Below are 21,647 nucleotides of genomic sequence, written 5' to 3'. Positions count from 1 at the left end.
GCTTTAAAACGCGCTAATATAGACTCATTATTTAGCAATTACACAGAGCTATGTTTAAACAACACGTGCAAGGCAATCACACGCTATTAAGCCACCCTAAATACACAAGCCAAATTACCCTCGATTGGTTTGATGCAAATTATTGGCAACAACAAAATAAAATTGTGGGCGCTAAAAAAGGTCGAGCAACTGCGTGGTTTTTTAAGCAAGACGAATTAACAGCCGTACTTAGGCATTATTGGCGCGGTGGCTTAGTGGGTAAATTGCTAAGCGATCAATATTTATACCCAGGACTTGAACAAACCCGCGTATTTAAAGAGTTTAGCTTAATGAGTAAGCTTATAGAGCTTGGTTTAAACGTACCAACCCCTGTTGCAGCTAAAGTAACCCACAGCGGATTAATTTACCGTGGTGATATTATTACCGAGGCTGTTAAAGGCGCTAAAAGTGTACTCGATGTATTAATTGAACGCCCATTGACTGAAGATGAGTTGGAGCGCATTGCTAAAACAATCGCGCTATTTCATTCAAAAGGTGTGTATCACGCCGATTTAAACATTAATAACATATTGTTTGATGATACTGGTGATGTGTATATTATCGACTTTGATAGAGGTGAAATAAGAGCGCCGAACCCACAGTGGCAACAAAGTAATATGGCACGCCTTGAGCGCTCATTTTTAAAAGAGCAAGGTCGAAATGATGTATTTAATTGGCAAGCGAGTGACTGGCAAACTCTGCACAGCAACTACCTCAAAGCGCTCGCCAATATCAGTTAACCTAATATAAGTTAATTAGCCAATGCTAAATACTGCAGAGCAACCTGCTCTGCCTGTACTTGTTTTAGAATATCTGCGTTTTCTACATTTGGCTTATCTGCTAGCACCTGCTTAACGGCATTGGCTAATGCCTCACTTTGTCCAGCGGGTACTAAATATTTACTTAGCTCGCCTGTTAATATCTCGCTTGGTCCAAATGTACAATTAGTGCTAACTACCGGAGTACCCACCGCTAAAGCCTCAATTAATACCGTTGGCAGCCCTTCAAAATCAGAACTCAACACTAAAGCTTTGGCATGCTTAATCCAGTTGTACGGGTTTTGTTGAAATCCAGGCACTACTAACTGTTTATCTATGCCATATTGCTGTGCAAGCTTCAACGCTTTTGCAGGTTTATTACATAAAAGGACTAACTTGTATTTTTTATCAAGCTTTGCAAATGCTGCAAATAATATATCGTGGCGTTTTTGTTTGGCCAGCCTTCCTACATGAATTAAGTAAGGCTCATTTGGGATGTCGTTATTTTTCTCATTTGCTTGTTGGTTTATTTTTTCAAAATCGAACGGGTTATAAATAGTCGCGATTGCACTTGGGTTAATTAAATCCCCTTGTGTTATTTCTTTTTCAACACCCTTTGATACGCAAATAAGTGATTTACCATTTAAGTTTTGCTTACTTTTTTTAAGGTATAAATATGAAAATGGACCTAACTTTTTTTGACGAGCAAGTTCTGCATTAACTGAGTTGTGAATAACAAAATGAACATTTTTGATATTACTAAGCGCGAGCAAGTTATTACTTCTATCAAGGTTAGAAAGCACTAGGTCAATATTGCCAATCTCGCTTTGTTTTTTTTCAAACCACGCTTCTAATCGCAAAATACTATTTTTTCGCTGCCAGAATCTATCTACTCTAGATCCTCTATCAGGAAAAAGGCTATCAACTTTAACTATATCAGGAATGTCATACTCAGCGTTGCTCGCAAGAGATAATATAGTGACATTGTGCTGTAGTTTCGCCATTTTTTCAGCCAAAGTAAGCATTACTTTTTCAGCACCACCACCCACTAGTGAATCAATTACAATCACTATATTCATAAGCGATCTCCTACAAGCATATTTTTTATACCGGTAGTGATCACGTCGAAGCTATGTGTACTATCGAGTTGCTTATACTTACCAATAAATTCACTATAAAAAGGCTCGGTAATAACTTGAGCTATTTTCGTTGTAATTTCATCAATATCAAGATTCGCTTTTATTACAACACCTGCATTAACGCAATGATCCAAACGTGTATTTTGATCTTTTGAGATAGCACATGCCACAACAGGGGTTTGAACTGCAATTGCTTGCAATAAAGTATCTCCACCACTAAGTAATGCGACTTTAGCTTGGCTCATTAATGCCAAAAATTCGGTTCCTTGCAGGCTTGATAAACAAGTAACCTCATCACTTTTAGGAATTGCTTTATTATAATTTGCACCAAACACAACAACTGCTTTTAAACCAGTATGCTTAGTAATTTTAAGCGCGGCTTTAAAGTAAACCTCAGCACAATTAAGATTATTTAATATATGCCCGCCAGAACCCGCATTAACAATAAAATAGCCATCAGATACTAAGTTATAGCGATTTAAAACATCACGTTTTTGCTCACAAGAAGCAAATGCAACAAAAGGGCCTACATTACGAGGATGTGCCAAGGGAAACATGTCTAACTTCGCACTTTCAGCCCATGTAAGTGGCTCAATACAATAATCAGGCTGTACAACCCAATGTGTATCAATTAAATTAATCCTGTTTAGCTTCAATCCCTTAGCGCGTTTTTTTGCATGCTGAGAAATAAATATAACTTTAGCGCCTACTTTTTTAGCCGCTTTCATATGCCCTGCACGTCCTGCACAATCAAAAACAACGACGTCAGGTTTAAATTGCTCTATAAAGTCGCAAACAGAATCAAGCTCTTTAGTCGCTGAGTGTTCAAGCAATGTGGCTTCAAAAGGACACTTTTTTGCGTAGCTTGTATGCTTGTTTAGTATGAAGTGAATATCGAGAGAATCAGTAAGTTCTGCCTTTAAACTTTGAGCCAACAACAACGAGCGCATATATTCACCAATGCCTTCTGGTGATGATACGGGAATAAATAAAAGTCGTTTGTTGCTCATTACATTCTCAATTTCCTATTTGAACTCCAGTATACCAATCAGATACTTATTACGATAGCTAGGTTACATTTTTATATATTAAATTAGCCCTATAAATTTGATTATTTACTGCAATAACAAGCTTAGGTTGATAAACTTAGCCGCAATCTAAATCACAAGGATCTGAACTTTGCGAAACAGAATTTTTCTACTTTCTACTCTTTTTTGCGCTATGAGCGCGTCAGTTAATGCTGAGCCATGGGTAAAACCCGATGATTACGGTCTTAGAGCTGATATTCAACAATTAGCTGATGCCGGTGTTATTTTAGCTCCTGTAACTACCTATCCGCTTATGTGGAAAAGTTTTATAAGTGATGTGCAAAGCATGCCGCTTGAGCAATTATCTCCAAGCTTGCAAGATGCTTTACTTCGCGTTAAGCATCGATATAAATCAGAAAACAGCAGCTCGCATAGTCTTCAATTATCAGCTTTTGCAGCCACAGATCCTATTGTAGCAACAAGCTTTGGTGCAACAAATACACAAGAAACAGAGCTTTCAGCAGCTTACGCTTATTTAGGCGATAACTTTGCAGCTAAAGTAGCTATAAATTACAGAAAAGACGGTAAAAAATGTTTAGTTGATGGAAAAACGACTGACGATATAGTTACCGATGAGCAAGCTTTAACCGATTGTAACGATACCTCACTTGACGATAGTTACTTAGCTTACCGTTTAGGCAACTGGATTTTTAGAGCCGGTGCTGTTGAACAATTTTGGGGCCCAGGTGTTGATAACAGCTTAATTATGTCTGGTAATGCGAAACCTTTACCTGCACTAAGTGTAACCAGAGAAAAAAGTACTGCTTTTGAAACACCATGGTTAAGCTGGATTGGTCAATGGGGTTTTACCGCACAAATGGCTAAACTTGAGTCTACACGAGTAATTCCTGATGCTTTACTTTGGAGCAGTAGATTAAATATACGCCCAATACAACAATTAGAAATTGCACTTAGCTGGTCTGCACAATGGGCAGGAGACGGTCAACCGGGCTCTGCGGGTGATTTTATTGATGTCATAACTGGGCAAACTGCATGTATCGATGGCAATGAGAGTTGTGATAGCCAGTTAGAGTCGAAAATAGGTAATCAATTGGCTGGTATTGATATTCGTTGGTCAGATACCTTATTTGATCAACCATATGCGGTTTATGCCAGCACTATAGGTGAAGATGCTAGCTCACAGTTTAAACCCGCTGATAGAGCTTACTTATTTGGTGTGCAAACAACACAGCGTGTATATGATCAAAACTTATTAATAAATGTAGAGTACATAGATACAGGTGTTTCATGTCAAGCTGAATCAATAGTTGAAAATTGTTACTATGAGCATTCAGATTACAAATCGGGTTACCGTTACCATGGACGCACTATTGGTTCGACGTATGATAATGATGCGCAATCAGTTGTCCTAACACTACTTGGTCAGCTTTCTAATGGTGATGATTGGCAGTTTAAATTACGCAGTGTTGATTACAATAGTGACAATAGCGATTGGTACCCTAGCAATCCAGATTTAGGAAATACAATTACTAAAACAGGCTTTAATAGTAAGCAATTAGAGCTTCGTTATAGAATGCTTTCTATGGGAGGGCGAGTCACTTTAGGTGCTTTTGCATCTAACAATGACGGTGCTGAAAACGATACATCAGCATTTGCTAAGTATGAATTAAATTTTTAGTAAGTTACTTTATTAAAAATAAAAAGGGATGAAAACACTGTTTTCATCCCTTTTTTGTATTTTTAGTAACTTAAATCAGTAATTATACCAATTGCATTAAATTAGTGTTCTATTATAGCGATAAGAAAACAGCTCAATAACAAGGCTAAAATTATGATACATAGTTGTTCTATATAAATAATTTCTAACGTAGTTAGTGAGTTATTTAATACGCTAGAATGCTCATGCTTTTAATAAAATTGGTATTACTGTTTAATTTTACTAATTACTTTTGATGTTGAGCACCCATCTAAAAATTCAAGCACTTCAACTTTTCCGCCATGGCGAAGTACATGATCAGCACCCGCTATTTGATCTACAGTGTAGTCGCCACCTTTAACTAAAATATCAGGACTTATTTGCTCAATTAATTTAGCGGGAGTATCGTTTTCATCTAAACTTCCAAACGGAATAACCCAATCAACTGATGAAAGTGCGCTAAGTACCATCGCACGCTCATCTAGCGGGTTAATAGGGCGTTCTGCCCCTTTTAAACGCGTAATAGATTCATCATTATTTAATCCAACAACGAGTCTATCGCCTCGTGCTTTAGCTTGCGCTAAATAACGTACATGCCCAGCATGTAAAATATCAAAACAGCCATTAGTGAATACAATGGTTTCGCCGTTTTGTTTTGCAAATTCAATATGCTGAAGTACATCATCAAATGGTGTTTGGTAATGCTCACCCGTAGTATGTAAATACTGACCAAGCTTGCGGCTTAGCTCTTCTGGCGAGACAGTTGCAGCCCCAAACTTACTCACAACGATACCTGCGGCTAAATTAGCAATTTCGACAGCATCTTTAGGTTCCATGCCAGCACCAAGCATAACCGCGAGTGTAGCTATAACCGTATCACCAGCCCCGGTTACATCGCTTACTTCAAGCTCTTGCGCTGCAAAATCAAATTTTTCATCTGCACTAATAAGCGACATACCTTGCTCAGAACGCGTAAGTAACATGGCTTTAATGCCATTTTTGCTAATTAAATCACGCGCACTTGCGGCTAAAGCCTCTTCTGAATCGGTTTGACCACCCGCTAACTTAAACTCATGTAAGTTAGGTGTAATGTAATCAGCACCTTCGTATAAGTGTAAGTCTGGCGATTTAGGGTCAATTAAAACGGTTTTTCCGGCGCCCTTAGCAAGGCTTATCATCTCTTTAATTAAGCTTAAAGATCCTTTGCTGTAATCAGAGAACACAATGAAGTCGTATTCATCAAGTACAAGCTCTAAGCGGTTTAATAAAAGCTGGCTATGTTGCTCAGTAAACATTTCTTCTAAATCAAGTCGAACCAATTGTTGGTGGCGGCTAATAACACGCATTTTTGAAATAGTTGGTAAATCACATACACTGACTAATTGTGAGCTTATTTTTTCACCTTTTAGGATGGTCTCTAAAATCTGCCCGCTTTCGTCCTCACCAATTAAACCCAATAAGCCAACTTTTGCATCTAACCGCGCTATATTTTTTGCAACGTTAGCTGCACCGCCCGCTTTGTCTTCAAATTTACTTACTTTAACAACCGGTACTGGCGCTTCTGGCGAAATGCGACCTGTATCACCATACCAATAGCGGTCTAGCATTACATCGCCAACAACTAATATTCGTGCCGCTGATAAGTTTTTTAATAACGATAAATCCATTACTGCTGCTCCGCAACAACCATATCCATGGCTTCACATAACCAGTGACCTATAAACATGTGAGCTTCTTGAATACGTGCTGTCTCGTCATTTTTTATAATAATAGGTAACTTAGCAATATCTTTTACTTTACCGCCATCACGCCCAGTTAATGCAACAGTAAAAGCGCCTAGTTTATTTGCAGCCTCTAATGCTAAATTAATATTGTTACTAGTACCTGATGTGGTTAAACCAATTACTAAATCTTCTGGCTTACATAACGCTTGAACTTGGCGTTCAAACACCGTATCAAAGTGATAATCGTTGCTGTGCGCTGTTAAAATAGAGGTGTCGGTGGTCAATGCCATTGAAGCAAGCGGACCACGTTCTAACTTATAACGCACTACAAATTCTGCAGCTAAATGCTGTGCATCTGCTGCACTACCACCGTTACCAAACCAAACAATCTTGCCACCAGCTTGTAATGCACTATGGCATGCTTCTAACAATTGCATAGATTCTTGATGATAAGCCTCCATCGTTTCAAATAATGCCTGATGACGGTTTAATGTTTCAACGTAGCTAGTTGCCACTGAATCGATAATTGACATGAAAAAATTCCTCTTGGAACTGAAATGGCAGGAAAAATTAAATTCATTATTCCATAATTTTATTTAATTGTGTGTATTTTATCGGGTTATAACTGAACCCAGACCATATTTTATAACGAGTATGTTTAGAAAACGGCTATTTCACGGTAAACTAACGCCAGTTCCCTTTAAGAAAGATCAGTATGGCACGCATTTTTTACTCATTCGCATTAATTATTATTAGCCCACTGATTGTATTTTATCTCTATATTTTACGAGGTAAAAAAAACCAAGGCTATCGTGCACACTTTAAAGAGCGCTTTGGGTTTGTCAGTAAGTCTTTATTTACGGTTAAAACTAAACCTTTAGTTTTTCATTGTGCTTCTGTTGGCGAGGTACTTGCCGCAACGCCACTTATTAAAGCTTTGCAAAAAGTGCATCCAAATTTAAATATACTTATAACCTGTAATACTCCAACAGGCAGAGAGCAAATACTTAGCCAGTTTAAAAATACTGTAGCGTGTAGCTATTTACCAATCGATTTCCCGTTTGCGACGGCTCGATTTTTAAAGCGTATAAAGCCACAAGCATTATGTATTTTAGAAACCGAGCTATGGCCAAATTTAATGGCGATAAGCCACAAAAAAAACATACCAGTGCTTGTCATCAATGCAAGACTCTCTGAAAAGTCACAGCAGGGCTATCAAAAGGTCGCTAAATTAACGCATATTATTATGCGCTCAATTACGGTACTTGCGAGTCACAATAAAACAGATGCTAAACGCTTTATTGAACTTGGTCTTGAGACTTCAAAAAGCCATGTAACAGGCTCAATAAAATTTGATATAACACCAAATGAAGAGCAACTAGCTAAAGTACTCAACCTTAAACAGCTTTATAACAGTAATGAAGACAATAAAGATGAACGCTTTGTATGGGTGGCAGGCTCAACACATCCTGTTGAGCATGAGCTGATACTTTCAGCCCATCAAGAATTACTAAAAAAGCAACCGAACGCATTACTTATAATTGCCCCGCGCCATCCAGAGCAATTTGACAAAGTGGCAGAGCTTTTAACGCAAAGCCCACTTAGTTTTAGCCGTCGTAGCGAAAACAACTATAATAATGAGCAAATACTTCTTGCTGATACGCTTGGTGAATTACAGTGTTTATATGGCTCTGCAAATGTGAGCTTTATTGGTGGCAGCTTAATACGTAGAGGTGGGCATAACCCACTGGAATCAGCAGCGTTTTCGGTAGGTGTAATAACAGGTCCACACACATACAATTTTGACCATGTTTATCCCGAGCTAACAAAGCTCAAAGGTGCTGTAGTGGTTGATAGTAACGACGAACTCGCAAAGCAGCTTATAACGTTTAGCCAAAACACAAAAGCGTGCCAAACCTTAGGTATTAAAGCTGCGCAATGCGTAACTAAAAACCAAGGTGCTATACAAAAAACACTTACCATTATTAATCAATATTTAGAGCCAAAACCGTGACCAACATAGCTATAAGCCAAACCCGCGAATGGGTATCATCTGTTATTGTTAAATATAACTTTTGCCCGTTTGCTCGAAAAGAAGTAGAAAATAACTGTATTCATTACATAGTAAGCTCTGCAACGAGTATGGATGATGCTGTAATGGATATGCTTGAGCAATGTGTTGAGCTTGACCGTGAACCAGAGCGCGAAACAACCCTTATCATGTTTGACAATGGCTTTAGTGACTTTGAAGACTTTTTAGACTTGGTCGATTTAGCTAATGCACTTTTAGTCGCGCAAGGCTTTGAAAGTAAGTATCAAATCGCTAATTTTCATCCTGACTACGTATTTGCTGACAGTGATGAAACCGATGCCGCAAACTACACAAATAGAGCGCCCTTTCCTACATTGCATTTAATCCGCGAAGCAAGTATGAGCGAAGCACTTGATAGTTATAACGAGCCTGAATCTATTCCTGAGCATAATATAAATCTAGCAAGGCGTAAGGGGATTGGTTTTTGGCAGCAGTTACTTGAAGGCTGTAAAAAACCGAGCGCTTAAATGCTCGGTTTTATTTTGGTTTGTGCAGAACAAGACAATAACAAACGCTTATTTTTTAACCCAGTTGCCATTTACTTCAACGTAATGACCACTTTGGGTTTTTTCAATTGTTTTAGCGGCAGCAAGTGCTTCTACTTGTGAAAGCGACAAGTTATTCTTTTTAGCGAGCTTTAAGTACTGCGCTTTACGCTTTGCATTTATGTCATCAACAACGGCTTTTGCCTCTGCGTTTTGTACAACAAGTCCTAAATAACCAGAGCTATCTTCACCTACTAAACCTTGGTTTTTAGCGTCATCAAGGCTAATAGCCCAAGCAGAGAAAGACATACATACTGCACTAACTAACGTAATAATATTTAATTTTTTCTTCGTATTCATGTTCTAGCTCCTTAAAATAACTCACTGTCGTCACTAAATAAATTGTCGAGTTCTTTATCTACTTTTACGCGAATTTCGTGATCGACCTTCACATTTAAATTAATAGTAATGGGCTCTTTAGCAGACACCTCAACACGATGCGTGCAAGCACTTAGTGTACTAATAGCACTCAGCGCGAGCAGTACTTTTATCAATAACGACTGTCTCATTATTAGTTTCCTTTTTGTGAGTATTGTTGCTCAACTTTTTGTGTAATTTCGTCACTTAAACGCAGTGCGCGTAAAAGTGTAAATACGTTTTCTTCGTGGTTATAATTAAAGTTAACCTGCTGCTGCTCTGCTTTATTATAGCCTTGCAAATTAACCCCTAGTTTTAACCAACCATCATTTTTTAGTGCCACACTGCTATTAAGTTTTTGAATATCTAAATTAGTTAATAGCCCTAACACAGGTTGTAACTCTTGCTGTTGCTGCATTACTGAATCAAAAGCGGCATTATTGGTAATTTTTAAATTACCTGTTCCTTGGCTAAATAAGCTACCGTCAATTATTTCAATTTTTCCACTATCAAAGTGAACCGGTAAAGACCCCGCCAAGCGTCCCGTTAATACAATGCCCGACTTATCGTCGAGTGTAACAAGTTTGCTTGCATCAATATTTTCAAACTTAACATTAGCAACTTGGTTTGGCTTCCCTACTGTGTAGCTATCTAATGAAAACTCACCACCAAACACACTTCCTTTTACATCATTTATAAGCGCGGTATTACTACTCACTTGCCACTGCCCTTCAACCGCTTTAACTACGGCACCCGCCCTAAGCTCATTTAAATTAAAGGTAGTTGGTTTTACATTAAGCTTACCTGAATTATATTCCCCGCTAAATATACTGCTTAAATCGCTCGCAAGGTAATCGTTATACAATGCACTTGTATGACTAATCCCTATATTGAACAGTGCATTTTGTAAGTTTATATCGCCACTAATATAGCCATTAAATTCGCCCTCTGTTAACTGTGAAAGTGGCTCAAATTGACTAATAAACGCATTTAACGACAGCGCACTTTGTTCAGGAATAACTACTTCAAATGGATGAGCTTGCGACGACATATGATGATTTATCACTAACTCAACATCGTTTATAAATGCGTGATGCGTGGCTTTTAGTGCACGGCTTTGCAAGCCCGTAGACTCTACTTTTATATTATTAAGTTTTATGTCGGGGCTATTAACAGCCTTTATATTCGTTTTTGCTGTTAGATCAGCAAATAACTCACCTACGCCTAAATTAGCATTTGCTGTTAATGTGTTACTTATATCTGTGACTTTAAACTCTTTATATTCTGCGCTTTTTAATTGCTGAGTTAACGCTACCTCTGCGTTTAACTGTTTATCCATTTTTGCTATTAAATCACCTTGGTATTGCACTGCACTTATATTAAACGCATCTACACTATTAAGCGTTAATTTAGCATTTATAAGCCCAATTGGTTTTGAGTCTATAAACTCACTTATATTAAAGTGACCACTAAGGCTAAGCCCATCCGCTGTTGCGGGTACAAACTCAGGTAAATTTTCAAGCATAACGGCGTAATCGCCTTTAATTGCAGTGCCAGATAACTGAGCATTAACGTTAATATTATTTATATCGGGTGTATTTATTTGAGCTGATAAAGTTGACTGTAAGTCTTTAAATGGAGATGTAATATTTAGTGTTGTATCTGTTATTAAAATATCAAATTGCTTATCGCCCACGCTTACCAAATTAATTGCAGGCACCCTCAACCCACTAGCCTCTAAGCTAATTGATTGAGGGAGTTTAAGTTGCCAATTTAAAGGAACTTGTTTGCTAATAAAGCCTGCATATTCACTTGGTGGAATTAACTCAGTACAGCTTGGTGTTAAATTAATTTTGTTATTAAGCAAATCGGTATTAAACATTAACGCTTGGCTATTTAAATTAAAACGCGTCGCCAATTTACCAGTGGTTAATACGTTAACTTTGCACTGCTCATACGTGTGAGCAAACTGGGAGCTAATATCGCCATTTAACTCAAGTTCTATACCATCAAAGCTAAATGCTTGCTGAGTATTAAAGTTAAAATCTGCTATTAATGTATTTTTAGTGTTTATAACGTGCTTTAAAAAAGTGTCATTAATTTCAAACTGACCCCTTACTTTATTAGCAGTCAAAATTGCACTTGCGTTTATATCACCTGAGACATTAAATTTATTTAGTTCGGGTTCTAATATGCTTATTTTAAGTGGCTTATTGAGCTCATCACTTTTTACTACAAGCTGTTTAATATTGATTAATGGGCGATTTAAGGGAAGTGCTAAATCGAGATTTTTAGCAAGCTGATTAGCATTATCACTTTTAGGGAGTGGATTAACAGTTAGCACTGCATTTTCAATATCTACACGCTTTGTATTTGCAGTAATACCAGTAAGTTGTAATTGTTGATTTTGATAATTTAAACACACTCTGTCAGCATGAATATTTAAGCTAGACGTGATTGAAAAATCAAGGCAGTTTAATGTGACACCCGCTTTTTCGAGCTCAGGCGCTATAACCCACTGTAATAAAGGCAAGCGAAATACATAACCAAGCAGTAAGGTACTTAGCAATAAAACGCCAACAATTAAACCAATTCGCTTAAACATACTATCCTTAAATGCTTTGTGCTTTTAGCTATACTAATACCAACCTGCATAAATCTTTGATCAATTTAACGAATTAAATTGCACTATAACGTCGTTAAAAGTTTTTTATTTAGAACAAGTAGATATAAAAACTTTTGCCTAGTTCTAGCGTAATTTTTTTAACGTTAAATAGACCCCATATATAAGCAGATTGGTATAATCAAAAAAGGCTGCACAATGCAGCCTTTTTTATTTTACAGTAAGATTATGAATCTAACTTGTATAAACGTAAATATAATTAACCTACGTTTTTACGTGCGTTACGGAACATACGCATCCACGGGCTATCCTCGAGCCACTCATCTGGGTGCCAAGAATTGGCAACGCTTCTGAATACCCGTTCTGGATGCGGCATCATTACAGTGGCACGACCATCAGTTGACGTAATACCGGTAATACCTTCTGGAGAACCATTAGGATTCGCTGGGTACTGCGTTGTAGGGTTACCGTAGTTATCTACAAATTTAACCGCTACAGTGCCGCTATCAAGCGCCGCTTTAGTGGCTGCATCGTTTGCAAACTCAGCATGACCTTCACCATGAGAAACCGCTATAGGCATACGCGAGCCAGCCATTCCGTTAAAGAACACAGACGGATTCTCTTGTATTTCTACTAAACTAAAGCGTGCTTCAAAACGCTCTGATTTATTAGTTACAAAGCGCGGCCAATATTCAGTACCAGGGATCAACTCTTTTAACGTTGATAACATTTGGCAACCGTTACATACACCTAAGCTGAAAGTATCTTCACGGTGGAAAAAGTTTTGGAACTGATCGCGTGCCATGTCGTTAAACAAAATAGACTTAGCCCAACCTTCACCCGCACCAAGTACGTCACCGTATGAGAAACCACCACAGGCCACTAAACCTTTAAATTGCTCTAGTGTTAAACGACCTTCTAAAATGTCGCTCATGTGTACATCAACGGCTGCAAAACCTGCGCGATTAAACGCTGCCGCCATTTCTAAATGAGAGTTAACACCCTGCTCACGTAAAATAGCCATTTGCGGTTTAGCACCGGTTGCAATGTATGGTGCAGCTATATCTTCGTTTAAATCAAAGTTAAGTTTTACGTTTAAGCCTGGATCTTTTGCATCAAATTTAGCATCAAACTCTTGCTTAGCACACTCAGGGTTATCACGGCGTGCTTGCATTTGATAGGTTGTTTCAGCCCAAATAGTACGAAGCTCAGTACGCGTATGATTAAGTACCGTATTTTCGCCACGGTTAAATATAATCGTATCGTCACTGTTAAGCGTGCCAATGCTGTGGCTAATTGCAGCTATACCATGTTGTTCAAACACCGCATTTACTGCATCTAAATCAGCATTTGCAACTTGAATTACCGCACCTAGCTCTTCGTTATAAAGCGCTTCAATGTCTGAACCTGTTAAAGCTGCTAAATCAACAGTTACACCGGTATGACCCGTAAACGCCATTTCAGCTACTGTGGTAAATAAACCACCATCTGAGCGGTCATGATAAGCAAGTAACTTACTATCAGCCACAAGTGCTTGCATTGCGTTATAGAAGCCTTTTAATAACTCAGGGCTATCAACATCAGGGGTTACATCACCTAATTGCTTATAAACTTGTGCAAGGCTTGATGCGCCCATGCGGTTTTTACCCGCACCTAAATCAACTAATATAAGCGATGTATCGCCTTTATCTGTGCGCAGTTGTGGAGTTACTGTTTTACGTACGTCGTCAACACGACCAAACGCAGTTATAACCAGTGAAAGCGGCGATGTTACTGACTTCTCTTGTGAGTCACCTTCATCTTTCCATGTCGTTTTCATCGACATAGAATCTTTACCTACAGGAATCGTTAAACCAAGCGCAGGGCAAAGCTCTTCGCCTACGGCTTTAACAGCTTCATATAAACCAGCATCTTCACCTGGGTGACCCGCTGCTGCCATCCAGTTTGCCGATAACTTAATGTTTTCAAGGCTACCAATATTTGCACAGGCAATATTAGTTAACGACTCTGCCACAGCTAAACGAGCAGATGCACCGTAATTAAGTAATGCAGCCGGAGTACGCTCACCGAGTGACATAGCTTCACCGTGGTAAGTATCATACGTTGCCGCAGTTACAGCACAGTTAGCAACAGGTACTTGCCAAGGACCAACCATTTGGTCGCGCGCTACTAAACCCGTAACTGAGCGATCGCCGATTGTTATTAAGAATGTTTTTTCTGCAATGGTTGGTAAACGCATTAATCGCTGCGCTGCATCTGCTGCATTTATTGATGTGATATCAAGCGCTTTGCCAACAACTTGCTTTGACGTTACATCGCGGTGCATTTTAGGTGCTTTACCTAATAATACGTCCAGCGGCAAATCAACAGGGTTATTTTCAAAGTGGCTGTCTGACACAGTTAAGTGAGGTTCAGCTGTTGCTTCACCAATAACAGCGTACTGGGCACGTTCGCGCTTACAAATTGCTTCAAAGCGGTCAAAGTCCTCTACGCCAACAGCGAGTACATAACGCTCTTGTGATTCATTACACCAAATTTCGTGTGGTGCCATGCCTGGCTCATCGTTAGGGATGCTACGTAATTGGAACTTACCACCACGTCCGCCATCATTAACAAGCTCAGGAAACGCGTTAGATAAACCGCCGGCACCTACATCATGGATAAACGCGATTGGGTTTTCATCGCCTAGCTGCCAACATTTATCGATAACTTCTTGGCAACGACGCTCCATTTCTGGGTTTTCGCGCTGTACTGAAGCAAAGTCTAAATCTTCGTTTGACTGACCTGAGGCCATACTTGATGCAGCACCACCGCCTAAACCAATGTTCATTGCAGGCCCGCCTAGCGCAATTAATTTAGCGCCTACAGGAATATCACCTTTTTGAACATGATCAGAGCGAATATTACCTAAACCACCGGCAAGCATAATTGGTTTATGGTAACCACGTACTTCTTCACCGTTATGGCTTGTTACTTTTTCTTCGTAAGTACGGAAGTAGCCTAATAAGTTAGGACGACCAAACTCATTATTAAATGCAGCGCCACCTAGTGGACCTTCTGTCATTATATCAAGTGCGTTTACAATACGACCCGGCTTACCAAAATCGCTTTCCCACGGTTGCTCGTAACCTGGAATACGTAAATTTGATACAGTAAAGCCAACTAACCCTGCTTTTGGCTTAGAGCCACGACCAGTTGCGCCTTCATCGCGAATCTCACCACCAGAACCTGTAGCAGCACCTGAGAATGGCGCAATAGCTGTTGGGTGGTTATGAGTTTCAACTTTCATTAGTATTTCAATGTCTTCTTGATGATACGCATATTCACCTTGCGCATTTGGGAAGAAGCGACCCGCTTTTGAGCCTTTCATTACTGCCGCGTTATCTTTATACGCCGACAATACATTTTCAGGATTTAGCTCAAACGTATTTTTAATCATTTTAAACAGCGATTTTGGCTGCTCTTTACCATCGATTGTCCAGTCAGCATTAAATATTTTATGGCGACAATGCTCTGAGTTCGCTTGTGCAAACATAAACAATTCGATGTCGTTAGGGTTACGTCCTAACTTTGTAAAATTTTCTACTAAGTAGTCTATTTCGTCATCAGCAAGCGCAAAGCCTTGCTCAACATTGGCTGTTGCTAGTGCTTCGCGTCCACCACCTAAAATATCGACAGACGACATTTGGCGTGGGGCATCACTGCGAAACAGCTGAGCCGCATCTTCAAGTTCATTGTGTGTGGCTTCAGTCATGCGGTCGTGCAATAACGCAGTTACTTGTGCAAGTTGTTCTGCGTTTAAATCACCTTCAACATAATAAGCAATACCGCGTTCAACACGGTGAACCTGCTTTAAACCACAGTTGTGGGCGATGTCGGTAGCTTTAGATGCCCAAGGTGAAATGGTACCTGGGCGAGGTGTAACAAGTACAAGTTTGCCAGCTGGGGTATGCTCAGCAATAGTTGGACCGTAAGTTAATAGTTTTTCAAGCTTGGTTTGCTCAGAGCTACTCAACGGCGATGTTAAATCGGCAAAGTGAGCATACTCGGCGTATACGTTAGTGACTGGAAGTTGCGATTGTTGGCAACGCGCTAAAATTTTATTAACTCTGAACTCTGAAAGTGCTGGTGCACCACGAAGGATCAACATAGGTAATTTCATCCGGGGTTAGGGATTGAACGATATTTTAGGCACGCATTATAGTCCAATTAGCATTCAGATTTAACTCAAAATTACGCTTTTCATAAAATTAACTTTTTAGCTTTATTTATAGCCTCTTTTGGTTAATAAAATAAAAGGTAAAGTGACGCGATGGCTTAGTTTTGCTATAACGGTGGCTGGCGAGCTTAAGGGGCACTCAATGTTCAAAGAAAAACTAATAATAATCATTACTTTAGTTATGCTGTTATGTGCATGTGATATGCAAGAGCAGCCAACTCAACTCGCCCAAATAAAAGAACAAAACAAAATACGTGTGGGTACACTTGCAAGTGCTAGTAATTATTATCAAGCCGTTCAAGGTGAACAAGGCTTTGAATATGAGCTATCTCAAGCATTTGCTGAATATCTAGGTGTAGAGCTTGAAATAGTGCCATTTTTTAACTTATCCGATATGTTTGAACGCCTTGAAAGCGGTGATTTAGATTTAATTGCCTCAGGACTTACCTATAATAAAACCCGTGCAGAGCAATACCGTTATGGACCAACTTACAGAACAATCAGCCAAAAGTTAGTTTATAAGCAAGGACGTGTTCGCCCTCGAGAGTTTGCCGACTTAGATGGCAACTTTACTGTTATCGCTAAAAGTAGTCATTCACTTACTCTGCAAAAAATGAAAAAAAACAATCCAGATCTTACTTGGATAGAAAGCGAAGAGTTTGATGAAGAAGAACTACTTCAAGCAGTTATTGATGGCGAAATAGATTACACACTCGCTGATACACATACCCTATCGCTGTTTCGACGTTATCATCCAAATTTAAGTATCGGTTTTTCTGTTAGTCATAACGACCCGATTGCATGGATACTTAATAAATCAAAAGATGATTCTTTATACTCCTTATTAGTGCCATTTTTTGGCGATATAAAACAGAGTAATCAGCTCTACGTACTTGAAGAAAAATACTTTGGCCACGTGCGCCAATTTAACTATGTAAATACCCTTGCTTATATCGAAGCTATCAAAGAAACCTTACCAACATACCAACCATGGTTTGAACAATATGCTGGTAGCCTTGATTGGCGTTTATTAGCGGCACTTAGCTATCAAGAATCTATGTGGAATCCTCGTGCTAAATCGCCAACAGGCGTTCGCGGTATTATGATGCTAACCCGCAGTACAGCAAAACAAGTAGGTGTTACCAACCGCTTAGAGCCAGAGCAAAATATTCGCGGTGGTGGTAAGTATTTAAGTAAACTGATTAAGCGTATTCCTGATAGAATTCCTCAACCTGATAGAACATGGCTTGCACTAGCGGCTTACAATGTAGGTTGGGGGCACGTTAACGACGCGCGTATAATTACCGAGCAGCAAGGCGCAAGCCCTGATAAATGGGCTGATGTAAAAAAACGCTTACCGCTGTTAATTAAAAAGCGCTATTACCGTAAAACTCGCTATGGTTATGCGCGTGGCGATGTAGCGGTTAAATATGTTGATAATATTCGTCGCTATTACGATGCACTTGTTTGGCTAGATGAGAATAATGCTATTGCTGTAGAACCTGAACCTGAACCTGAACCTGAACCAATCACAGAGCAGAGCACTGATACCGAGCCAAACTTAAATGAAGAAAGTGACGATAAAAGTAACAAAGATGAAGCGCAAACAGAAAAACAACAGCCTATAATTGAGCCCGAACTACCAAGTGAAAACAATAACTAAGATTTATATAGGTATCAGTTTTTTGAGCAAACCAGTAAGCAAAATTTAAGTAAATTAAATATCTGTTTACTTGTCATCAAATGATCACTAATGTGTATTACTTGTATATTATTATTTTATAAGATATACCCTGCGCCTTTCTCACTCTTGCATTAGGAGAAAACATGCTAAAACGTAGACGCACACAAAAATTAAAACGCAATGTGATTTATTCAACAGCCACACGTCGTCGTGTTATGCTAAGAAAACTGCACAAAAAAATCATCTGGCGCCGCCGAATGTTTGCTATGCAGCAAATGGCTGAAACAGAAATAGAGCCAATCGCTAGTTAACTCTAGCTAGGTTTATTTATTTGTTCATCACGAGCAGCTTTCTTAGCTGCTTTAATTTGCGCTCTTCTACGCTTAAAAAAATTCGAAATAGTATCACCGCATTGCTGTGCCAAAACACCACCGCACACCTCAACTTGATGATTTAACTTAGGCTCTTGTAATAAGTTCATAATTGAACCTGCAGACCCTGTTTTAGCATCGAGGGCACCAAATACTAAACGCTTTATTCTGCTATGCACCAACAGTCCTGCACACATAGAGCAAGGCTCTAACGTTACATATAGTGTGCAATCAATTAAGCGGTAATTATTAAGTACTTTTCCAGCTTCTCGCACTGCAATCATTTCGGCATGGGCTGATGGGTCGTTATCCGTTATTGAGCGGTTGTACCCCACTGAAATTAGCTGGTTATCTTTGACTACAATTGCTCCAACCGGAATTTCATCAAGCAACTCTGCTTGCTTTGCATACAAAAGCGCTTGCTCCATCCAGTAGGAATCATTAAATGGCTCGTTCATTCTTTCTACTTAAATAACTTTTTATGCTGTAATTATACCTAGTTAGCACTCTAAAGTGCGTCATTCATTACTTTATTGCAAAAATAAAACGATATTTACCTGTTTGTAATGGCTCACTAGTGTGGATTTACGCTATAATCTCACGCTTTTTTTATTTAGCTCACAACACGGGTAGCAAATGAAATTTCCTGGACGCCGCAGGCATAAACATTATTTTCCAGTGGAAGCCAAAGATCCACTTACTAATCAACTTAACGCAACAGAGCGATTACAACGTAGTTATATTACGGGTATCGATCAGATCGTTGTTGATATAGAGGCAAAAGTTGATCAAGCTTTCCTTGACGAATTTCAACTACGTAGAGGTATGTCACAAGTTATTGATAGCGACATAACGAACGCCTTATACGATCGTTTAAAATTAAACGATATGGTTGATTTTGAGTTTGCCGGTGGGACCATTGGTAACACTATGCACAACTACTCTGTACTTGCAGATGATCGCTCAGTTTTATTAGGCGTAATGAGCGAAAATATAAAAATAGGTAGCTATGCTTACCGCTTTTTATGTAATACCTCAAGCCGTGTAGATTTAAACTATCTCCAACCAGTAGATGGGCCTATAGGTCGTTGTTTTACATTAATTGATGAAACCGGTGAGCGTACTTTTGCGATAAGTGCGGGCCTAATGAATCACTTACGTCCTGAATCTATCGATAAAAACCTTATTGAAAATTCATCAGCATTAGTGATCAGTGCCTACCTCATGCGTACGCAAGGTAGTGAAACGATGACTGAAGCGACTATGCAAGCGGTAAAATACGCTAATGATGCAGGTGTGCCAGTTGTTCTTACACTCGGAACTAAATTCTTAATTGAACAAGACCCGACCTGGTGGGCAAACTTTGTTGAAAAGCATGTTGATATTCTTGCTATGAACGAAGAAGAAGGGTTAGCTATTACAGGTTTTGAAGACCCTCTTCTAGCTGCTGATAAAGCACTTGATTGGGTGGATTTAGTAATTTGTACCGCTGGCGAAAAAGGCTTATTTATGGCCGGCTACGTAGACGAAAGCTTAAAGCGTGAAACCGAATACCCGTTATTACCAGGAGCAATACCTGATTTTAATCGATACGAATTTTCACGTGCTATGCGTAAAACCCAGTGTGATGAGCCTATCAGAGCATATAGCCATACAGCCCCATTTATGGGTGGACCTGACTCAATCAAAAACACCAATGGTGCAGGCGATTGTGCTTTAGCGGCTGTGCTACATGACTTGTCAGCAAATGTTTATCATAAACTTAATGTGGCAAACTCTGCTAAGCATCAGCAACAAGCTATTACTTACTCGTCACTATCGCAAATTAGTAAATATGCTAACCGAGCTAGTTATGAAGTGTTAGTTCAGCACTCTCCTCGTTTATCTCGCGGTTTACCAGAACGCGAAGACTGCTTAGAACAGGTTTATTGGGAACAATAATAACGGTGGGAGCAATCATTGCTCCCTATCAACTTCCTAAAAAATAGAAATATCGAGCTTTTTAGATAGCAGTTCCAGCGCCGCAATTCCTGCAACCGAATTACCAAACGAGTTAAGTCCCGGAGAATAAACAGCTACCGTAAACTTATTTGGTAACACGGCTAAAATAGTCCCTGACACTCCCGATTTACCTGGCATACCTACTCTGTAACCAAAATCCCCCGCAGCATCGTATAAGCCACTGGTAAATAATAGCGAATTAAGCTGCTTATTTTGACGGCTACTTAAAACACGATCGCCCGATCGATTATCAACACCTTTATTTGCTAAAAAATTATAAGCTTTGGCTAATTCAATACAGTTGAGCTCAATAGAACAAAAGTTAAAGTAAGACCATAAAACATCATCGACTTCATTTTCAAAATTACCAAACGACTTCATTAAATGTGCCATAGCAGCATTACGGTGTCTAAATTCATACTCAGAATTAGCGACTTTTTTATCAATCACTATCCCTCTATTACCAGCTAACAACCTAAAGGTCTCGAGCATAGAGTGCATTGGTGCAGATAAGCGGCTGTATAACGCATCACACGTTACAATTGCGCCTGCATTTATGAAAGGGTTACGAGGAATCCCTTTTTCAAACTCAAGCTGTGTAAGCGAATTAAAGGCAGTACCTGAAGGCTCCTTTCCAACTCGATGCCAAAGTTCATCACCATAACGTTGCAGTGCCATAGTAAGTGTCATAACTTTTGAAACAGACTGAATGGTAAAACGTTGAGAGCAATCCCCCGCACATACAGTCTTACCATCAGTTGTATAAATAGCGATAGAAAATTGCTCAGGATCGACCTCTGCAAGGGCCGGTATATAATCAGCTACTGTTCCTTGTGATAATAAAGGGCGTACTTCATGTGCTATTTCATCAAGCACCTTTTGGTAATCAGCTGTAGGCAAACTAGACCTCTATATCATCATTCATAAAAATTGGATTTTAGCACGCGCGAATAGACGCAACTAGTTTTGTTGTTGAATTTAAAGGGGGGATGTTTTTCTTAATTTAAAAAAGCAAAAAACCCGTCACATTACTGTAACGGGTTTCTCTTAATTAAATCCTGGTAATGTCCTACTTTCACATAGCAAATGCTACACTATCATCGGCGCTGTTTCGTTTCACTACTGAGTTCGGCATGGGATCAGGTGGGTCCAAAACGCTATTGTCACCAAGAAAATTCTTTTCAATTTTCTTATTTTAATTATTAAGGTTAAAGTCCTTCGACTGAATTTGAAGCCTGGTAATGTCCTACTTTCACATAGCAAATGCTACACTATCATCGGCGCTGTTTCGTTTCACTACTGAGTTCGGCATGGAGTCAGGTGGGTCCAAAACGCTATTGTCACCAAGCA

At 39.2% G+C, this 21,647-nt stretch carries 17 protein-coding genes and 2 rRNA genes; 7 read left to right on the top strand and 12 right to left on the bottom strand.

Annotated features, from left to right (window positions below; translation table 11 throughout):
- Positions 1–50 precede the first annotated feature (50 nt).
- Positions 51–779 (top strand): 3-deoxy-D-manno-octulosonic acid kinase, encoded by a 729-nt coding sequence (locus H5157_RS19520; protein ID WP_182725342.1) that lies wholly within the window; start codon positions 51–53, stop codon positions 777–779.
- Positions 780–790: 11 nt separating this feature from the next.
- Here H5157_RS19520 and H5157_RS19515 read toward each other — a convergent pair whose 3' ends face one another.
- Entirely contained in the window at positions 791–1,876 is a 1,086-nt protein-coding gene (locus H5157_RS19515; RefSeq protein WP_182725341.1) for a glycosyltransferase, read from the bottom strand.
- A complete protein-coding gene (locus H5157_RS19510) occupies positions 1,873–2,946 on the bottom strand; it encodes a glycosyltransferase (RefSeq protein ID WP_182725340.1) in 1,074 nt (357 codons plus the stop codon). The genes H5157_RS19515 and H5157_RS19510 overlap by 4 nt, the downstream gene beginning before the upstream one ends.
- A gap of 211 nt (positions 2,947–3,157) precedes the next feature.
- Here H5157_RS19510 and H5157_RS19505 point away from each other — a divergent pair, with 211 nt between their 5' ends.
- On the top strand, positions 3,158–4,663 hold the full coding sequence (locus tag H5157_RS19505) for a capsule assembly Wzi family protein (protein ID WP_182725347.1): 1,506 nt from the start codon (positions 3,158–3,160) through the stop codon (positions 4,661–4,663).
- A 245-nt stretch (positions 4,664–4,908) separates the two neighbouring features.
- Here the strand turns inward: H5157_RS19505 and hldE are convergent, their stop codons facing one another.
- Positions 4,909–6,348, bottom strand: coding sequence for a bifunctional D-glycero-beta-D-manno-heptose-7-phosphate kinase/D-glycero-beta-D-manno-heptose 1-phosphate adenylyltransferase HldE (gene hldE, locus H5157_RS19500; protein ID WP_182725339.1), 1,440 nt, complete (start codon positions 6,346–6,348; stop codon positions 4,909–4,911).
- Positions 6,348–6,938, bottom strand: coding sequence for an SIS domain-containing protein (locus H5157_RS19495; protein WP_002961065.1), 591 nt, complete (start codon positions 6,936–6,938; stop codon positions 6,348–6,350). The genes hldE and H5157_RS19495 overlap by 1 nt, the downstream gene beginning before the upstream one ends.
- Positions 6,939–7,120: 182 nt before the next feature.
- Between H5157_RS19495 and waaA the strand changes: the two genes are divergently transcribed.
- Positions 7,121–8,419 carry a lipid IV(A) 3-deoxy-D-manno-octulosonic acid transferase gene (gene waaA, locus H5157_RS19490; RefSeq protein ID WP_182725338.1) on the top strand — a complete coding sequence of 433 codons (1,299 nt, stop codon included), beginning with the start codon at positions 7,121–7,123 and terminating at the stop codon, positions 8,417–8,419.
- Positions 8,416–8,964 (top strand): DUF1415 domain-containing protein, encoded by a 549-nt coding sequence (locus tag H5157_RS19485; protein WP_182725337.1) that lies wholly within the window; start codon positions 8,416–8,418, stop codon positions 8,962–8,964. Before waaA ends, H5157_RS19485 begins: the two co-directional genes overlap by 4 nt.
- A 48-nt stretch (positions 8,965–9,012) precedes the next feature.
- On the opposite strand, the gene H5157_RS19480 is transcribed toward H5157_RS19485, so the two are convergent.
- From H5157_RS19480 to purL, 4 genes are all read right to left on the bottom strand, one after another.
- Positions 9,013–9,342, bottom strand: a complete 330-nt coding sequence (locus H5157_RS19480; protein WP_002961068.1) for a YdbL family protein — start codon at positions 9,340–9,342, stop codon at positions 9,013–9,015.
- 11 nt (positions 9,343–9,353) lie between these two features.
- Complete coding sequence (locus tag H5157_RS19475) at positions 9,354–9,551, bottom strand: YnbE family lipoprotein (protein WP_024595684.1); 198 nt, start codon at positions 9,549–9,551, stop codon at positions 9,354–9,356.
- 2 nt (positions 9,552–9,553) lie between these two features.
- Positions 9,554–12,004 (bottom strand): YdbH domain-containing protein, encoded by a 2,451-nt coding sequence (locus H5157_RS19470; RefSeq protein ID WP_182725336.1) that lies wholly within the window; start codon positions 12,002–12,004, stop codon positions 9,554–9,556.
- Between the two features lie 277 nt (positions 12,005–12,281).
- Positions 12,282–16,172 carry a phosphoribosylformylglycinamidine synthase gene (gene purL, locus H5157_RS19465; protein WP_182712289.1) on the bottom strand — a complete coding sequence of 1,297 codons (3,891 nt, stop codon included), beginning with the start codon at positions 16,170–16,172 and terminating at the stop codon, positions 12,282–12,284.
- A 211-nt stretch (positions 16,173–16,383) separates the two neighbouring features.
- On the opposite strand from purL, the gene mltF reads away from it, so the two are divergent.
- Together mltF and H5157_RS19455 are read left to right on the top strand one after the other, a co-directional pair.
- Positions 16,384–17,904, top strand: coding sequence for a membrane-bound lytic murein transglycosylase MltF (gene mltF / locus H5157_RS19460; RefSeq protein WP_182725335.1), 1,521 nt, complete (start codon positions 16,384–16,386; stop codon positions 17,902–17,904).
- A gap of 164 nt (positions 17,905–18,068) precedes the next feature.
- Positions 18,069–18,236, top strand: coding sequence for a hypothetical protein (locus H5157_RS19455; protein WP_002961076.1), 168 nt, complete (start codon positions 18,069–18,071; stop codon positions 18,234–18,236).
- 2 nt (positions 18,237–18,238) lie between these two features.
- On the opposite strand, the gene tadA is transcribed toward H5157_RS19455, so the two are convergent.
- Positions 18,239–18,754 carry a tRNA adenosine(34) deaminase TadA gene (gene tadA, locus H5157_RS19450; RefSeq protein WP_182675861.1) on the bottom strand — a complete coding sequence of 172 codons (516 nt, stop codon included), beginning with the start codon at positions 18,752–18,754 and terminating at the stop codon, positions 18,239–18,241.
- A gap of 178 nt (positions 18,755–18,932) precedes the next feature.
- Here tadA and H5157_RS19445 point away from each other — a divergent pair, with 178 nt between their 5' ends.
- Positions 18,933–20,237: an inosine/guanosine kinase gene (locus H5157_RS19445; RefSeq protein WP_024597413.1), complete on the top strand. Its 1,305-nt coding sequence runs from the start codon at positions 18,933–18,935 to the stop codon at positions 20,235–20,237.
- A 36-nt stretch (positions 20,238–20,273) separates the two neighbouring features.
- Here H5157_RS19445 and glsB read toward each other — a convergent pair whose 3' ends face one another.
- From glsB to rrf (H5157_RS19430), 3 genes are all read right to left on the bottom strand, one after another.
- Positions 20,274–21,197 carry a glutaminase B gene (gene glsB, locus H5157_RS19440; protein WP_024597412.1) on the bottom strand — a complete coding sequence of 308 codons (924 nt, stop codon included), beginning with the start codon at positions 21,195–21,197 and terminating at the stop codon, positions 20,274–20,276.
- 156 nt (positions 21,198–21,353) lie between these two features.
- Positions 21,354–21,468: ribosomal RNA gene (gene rrf / locus H5157_RS19435) — 5S ribosomal RNA — on the bottom strand.
- Positions 21,469–21,530: 62 nt separating this feature from the next.
- A 5S ribosomal RNA gene (gene rrf, locus H5157_RS19430) occupies positions 21,531–21,645 on the bottom strand.
- Positions 21,646–21,647 lie beyond the last annotated feature (2 nt).

The sequence above is a fragment of the Pseudoalteromonas sp. SG43-3 genome (genome assembly GCF_014164385.1).
GTDB lineage: Bacteria > Pseudomonadota > Gammaproteobacteria > Enterobacterales > Alteromonadaceae > Pseudoalteromonas > Pseudoalteromonas distincta.
The sequence above is the reverse complement of the archived record's forward strand: the minus strand, read 5'-3'. Positions and strand labels throughout refer to the sequence as shown.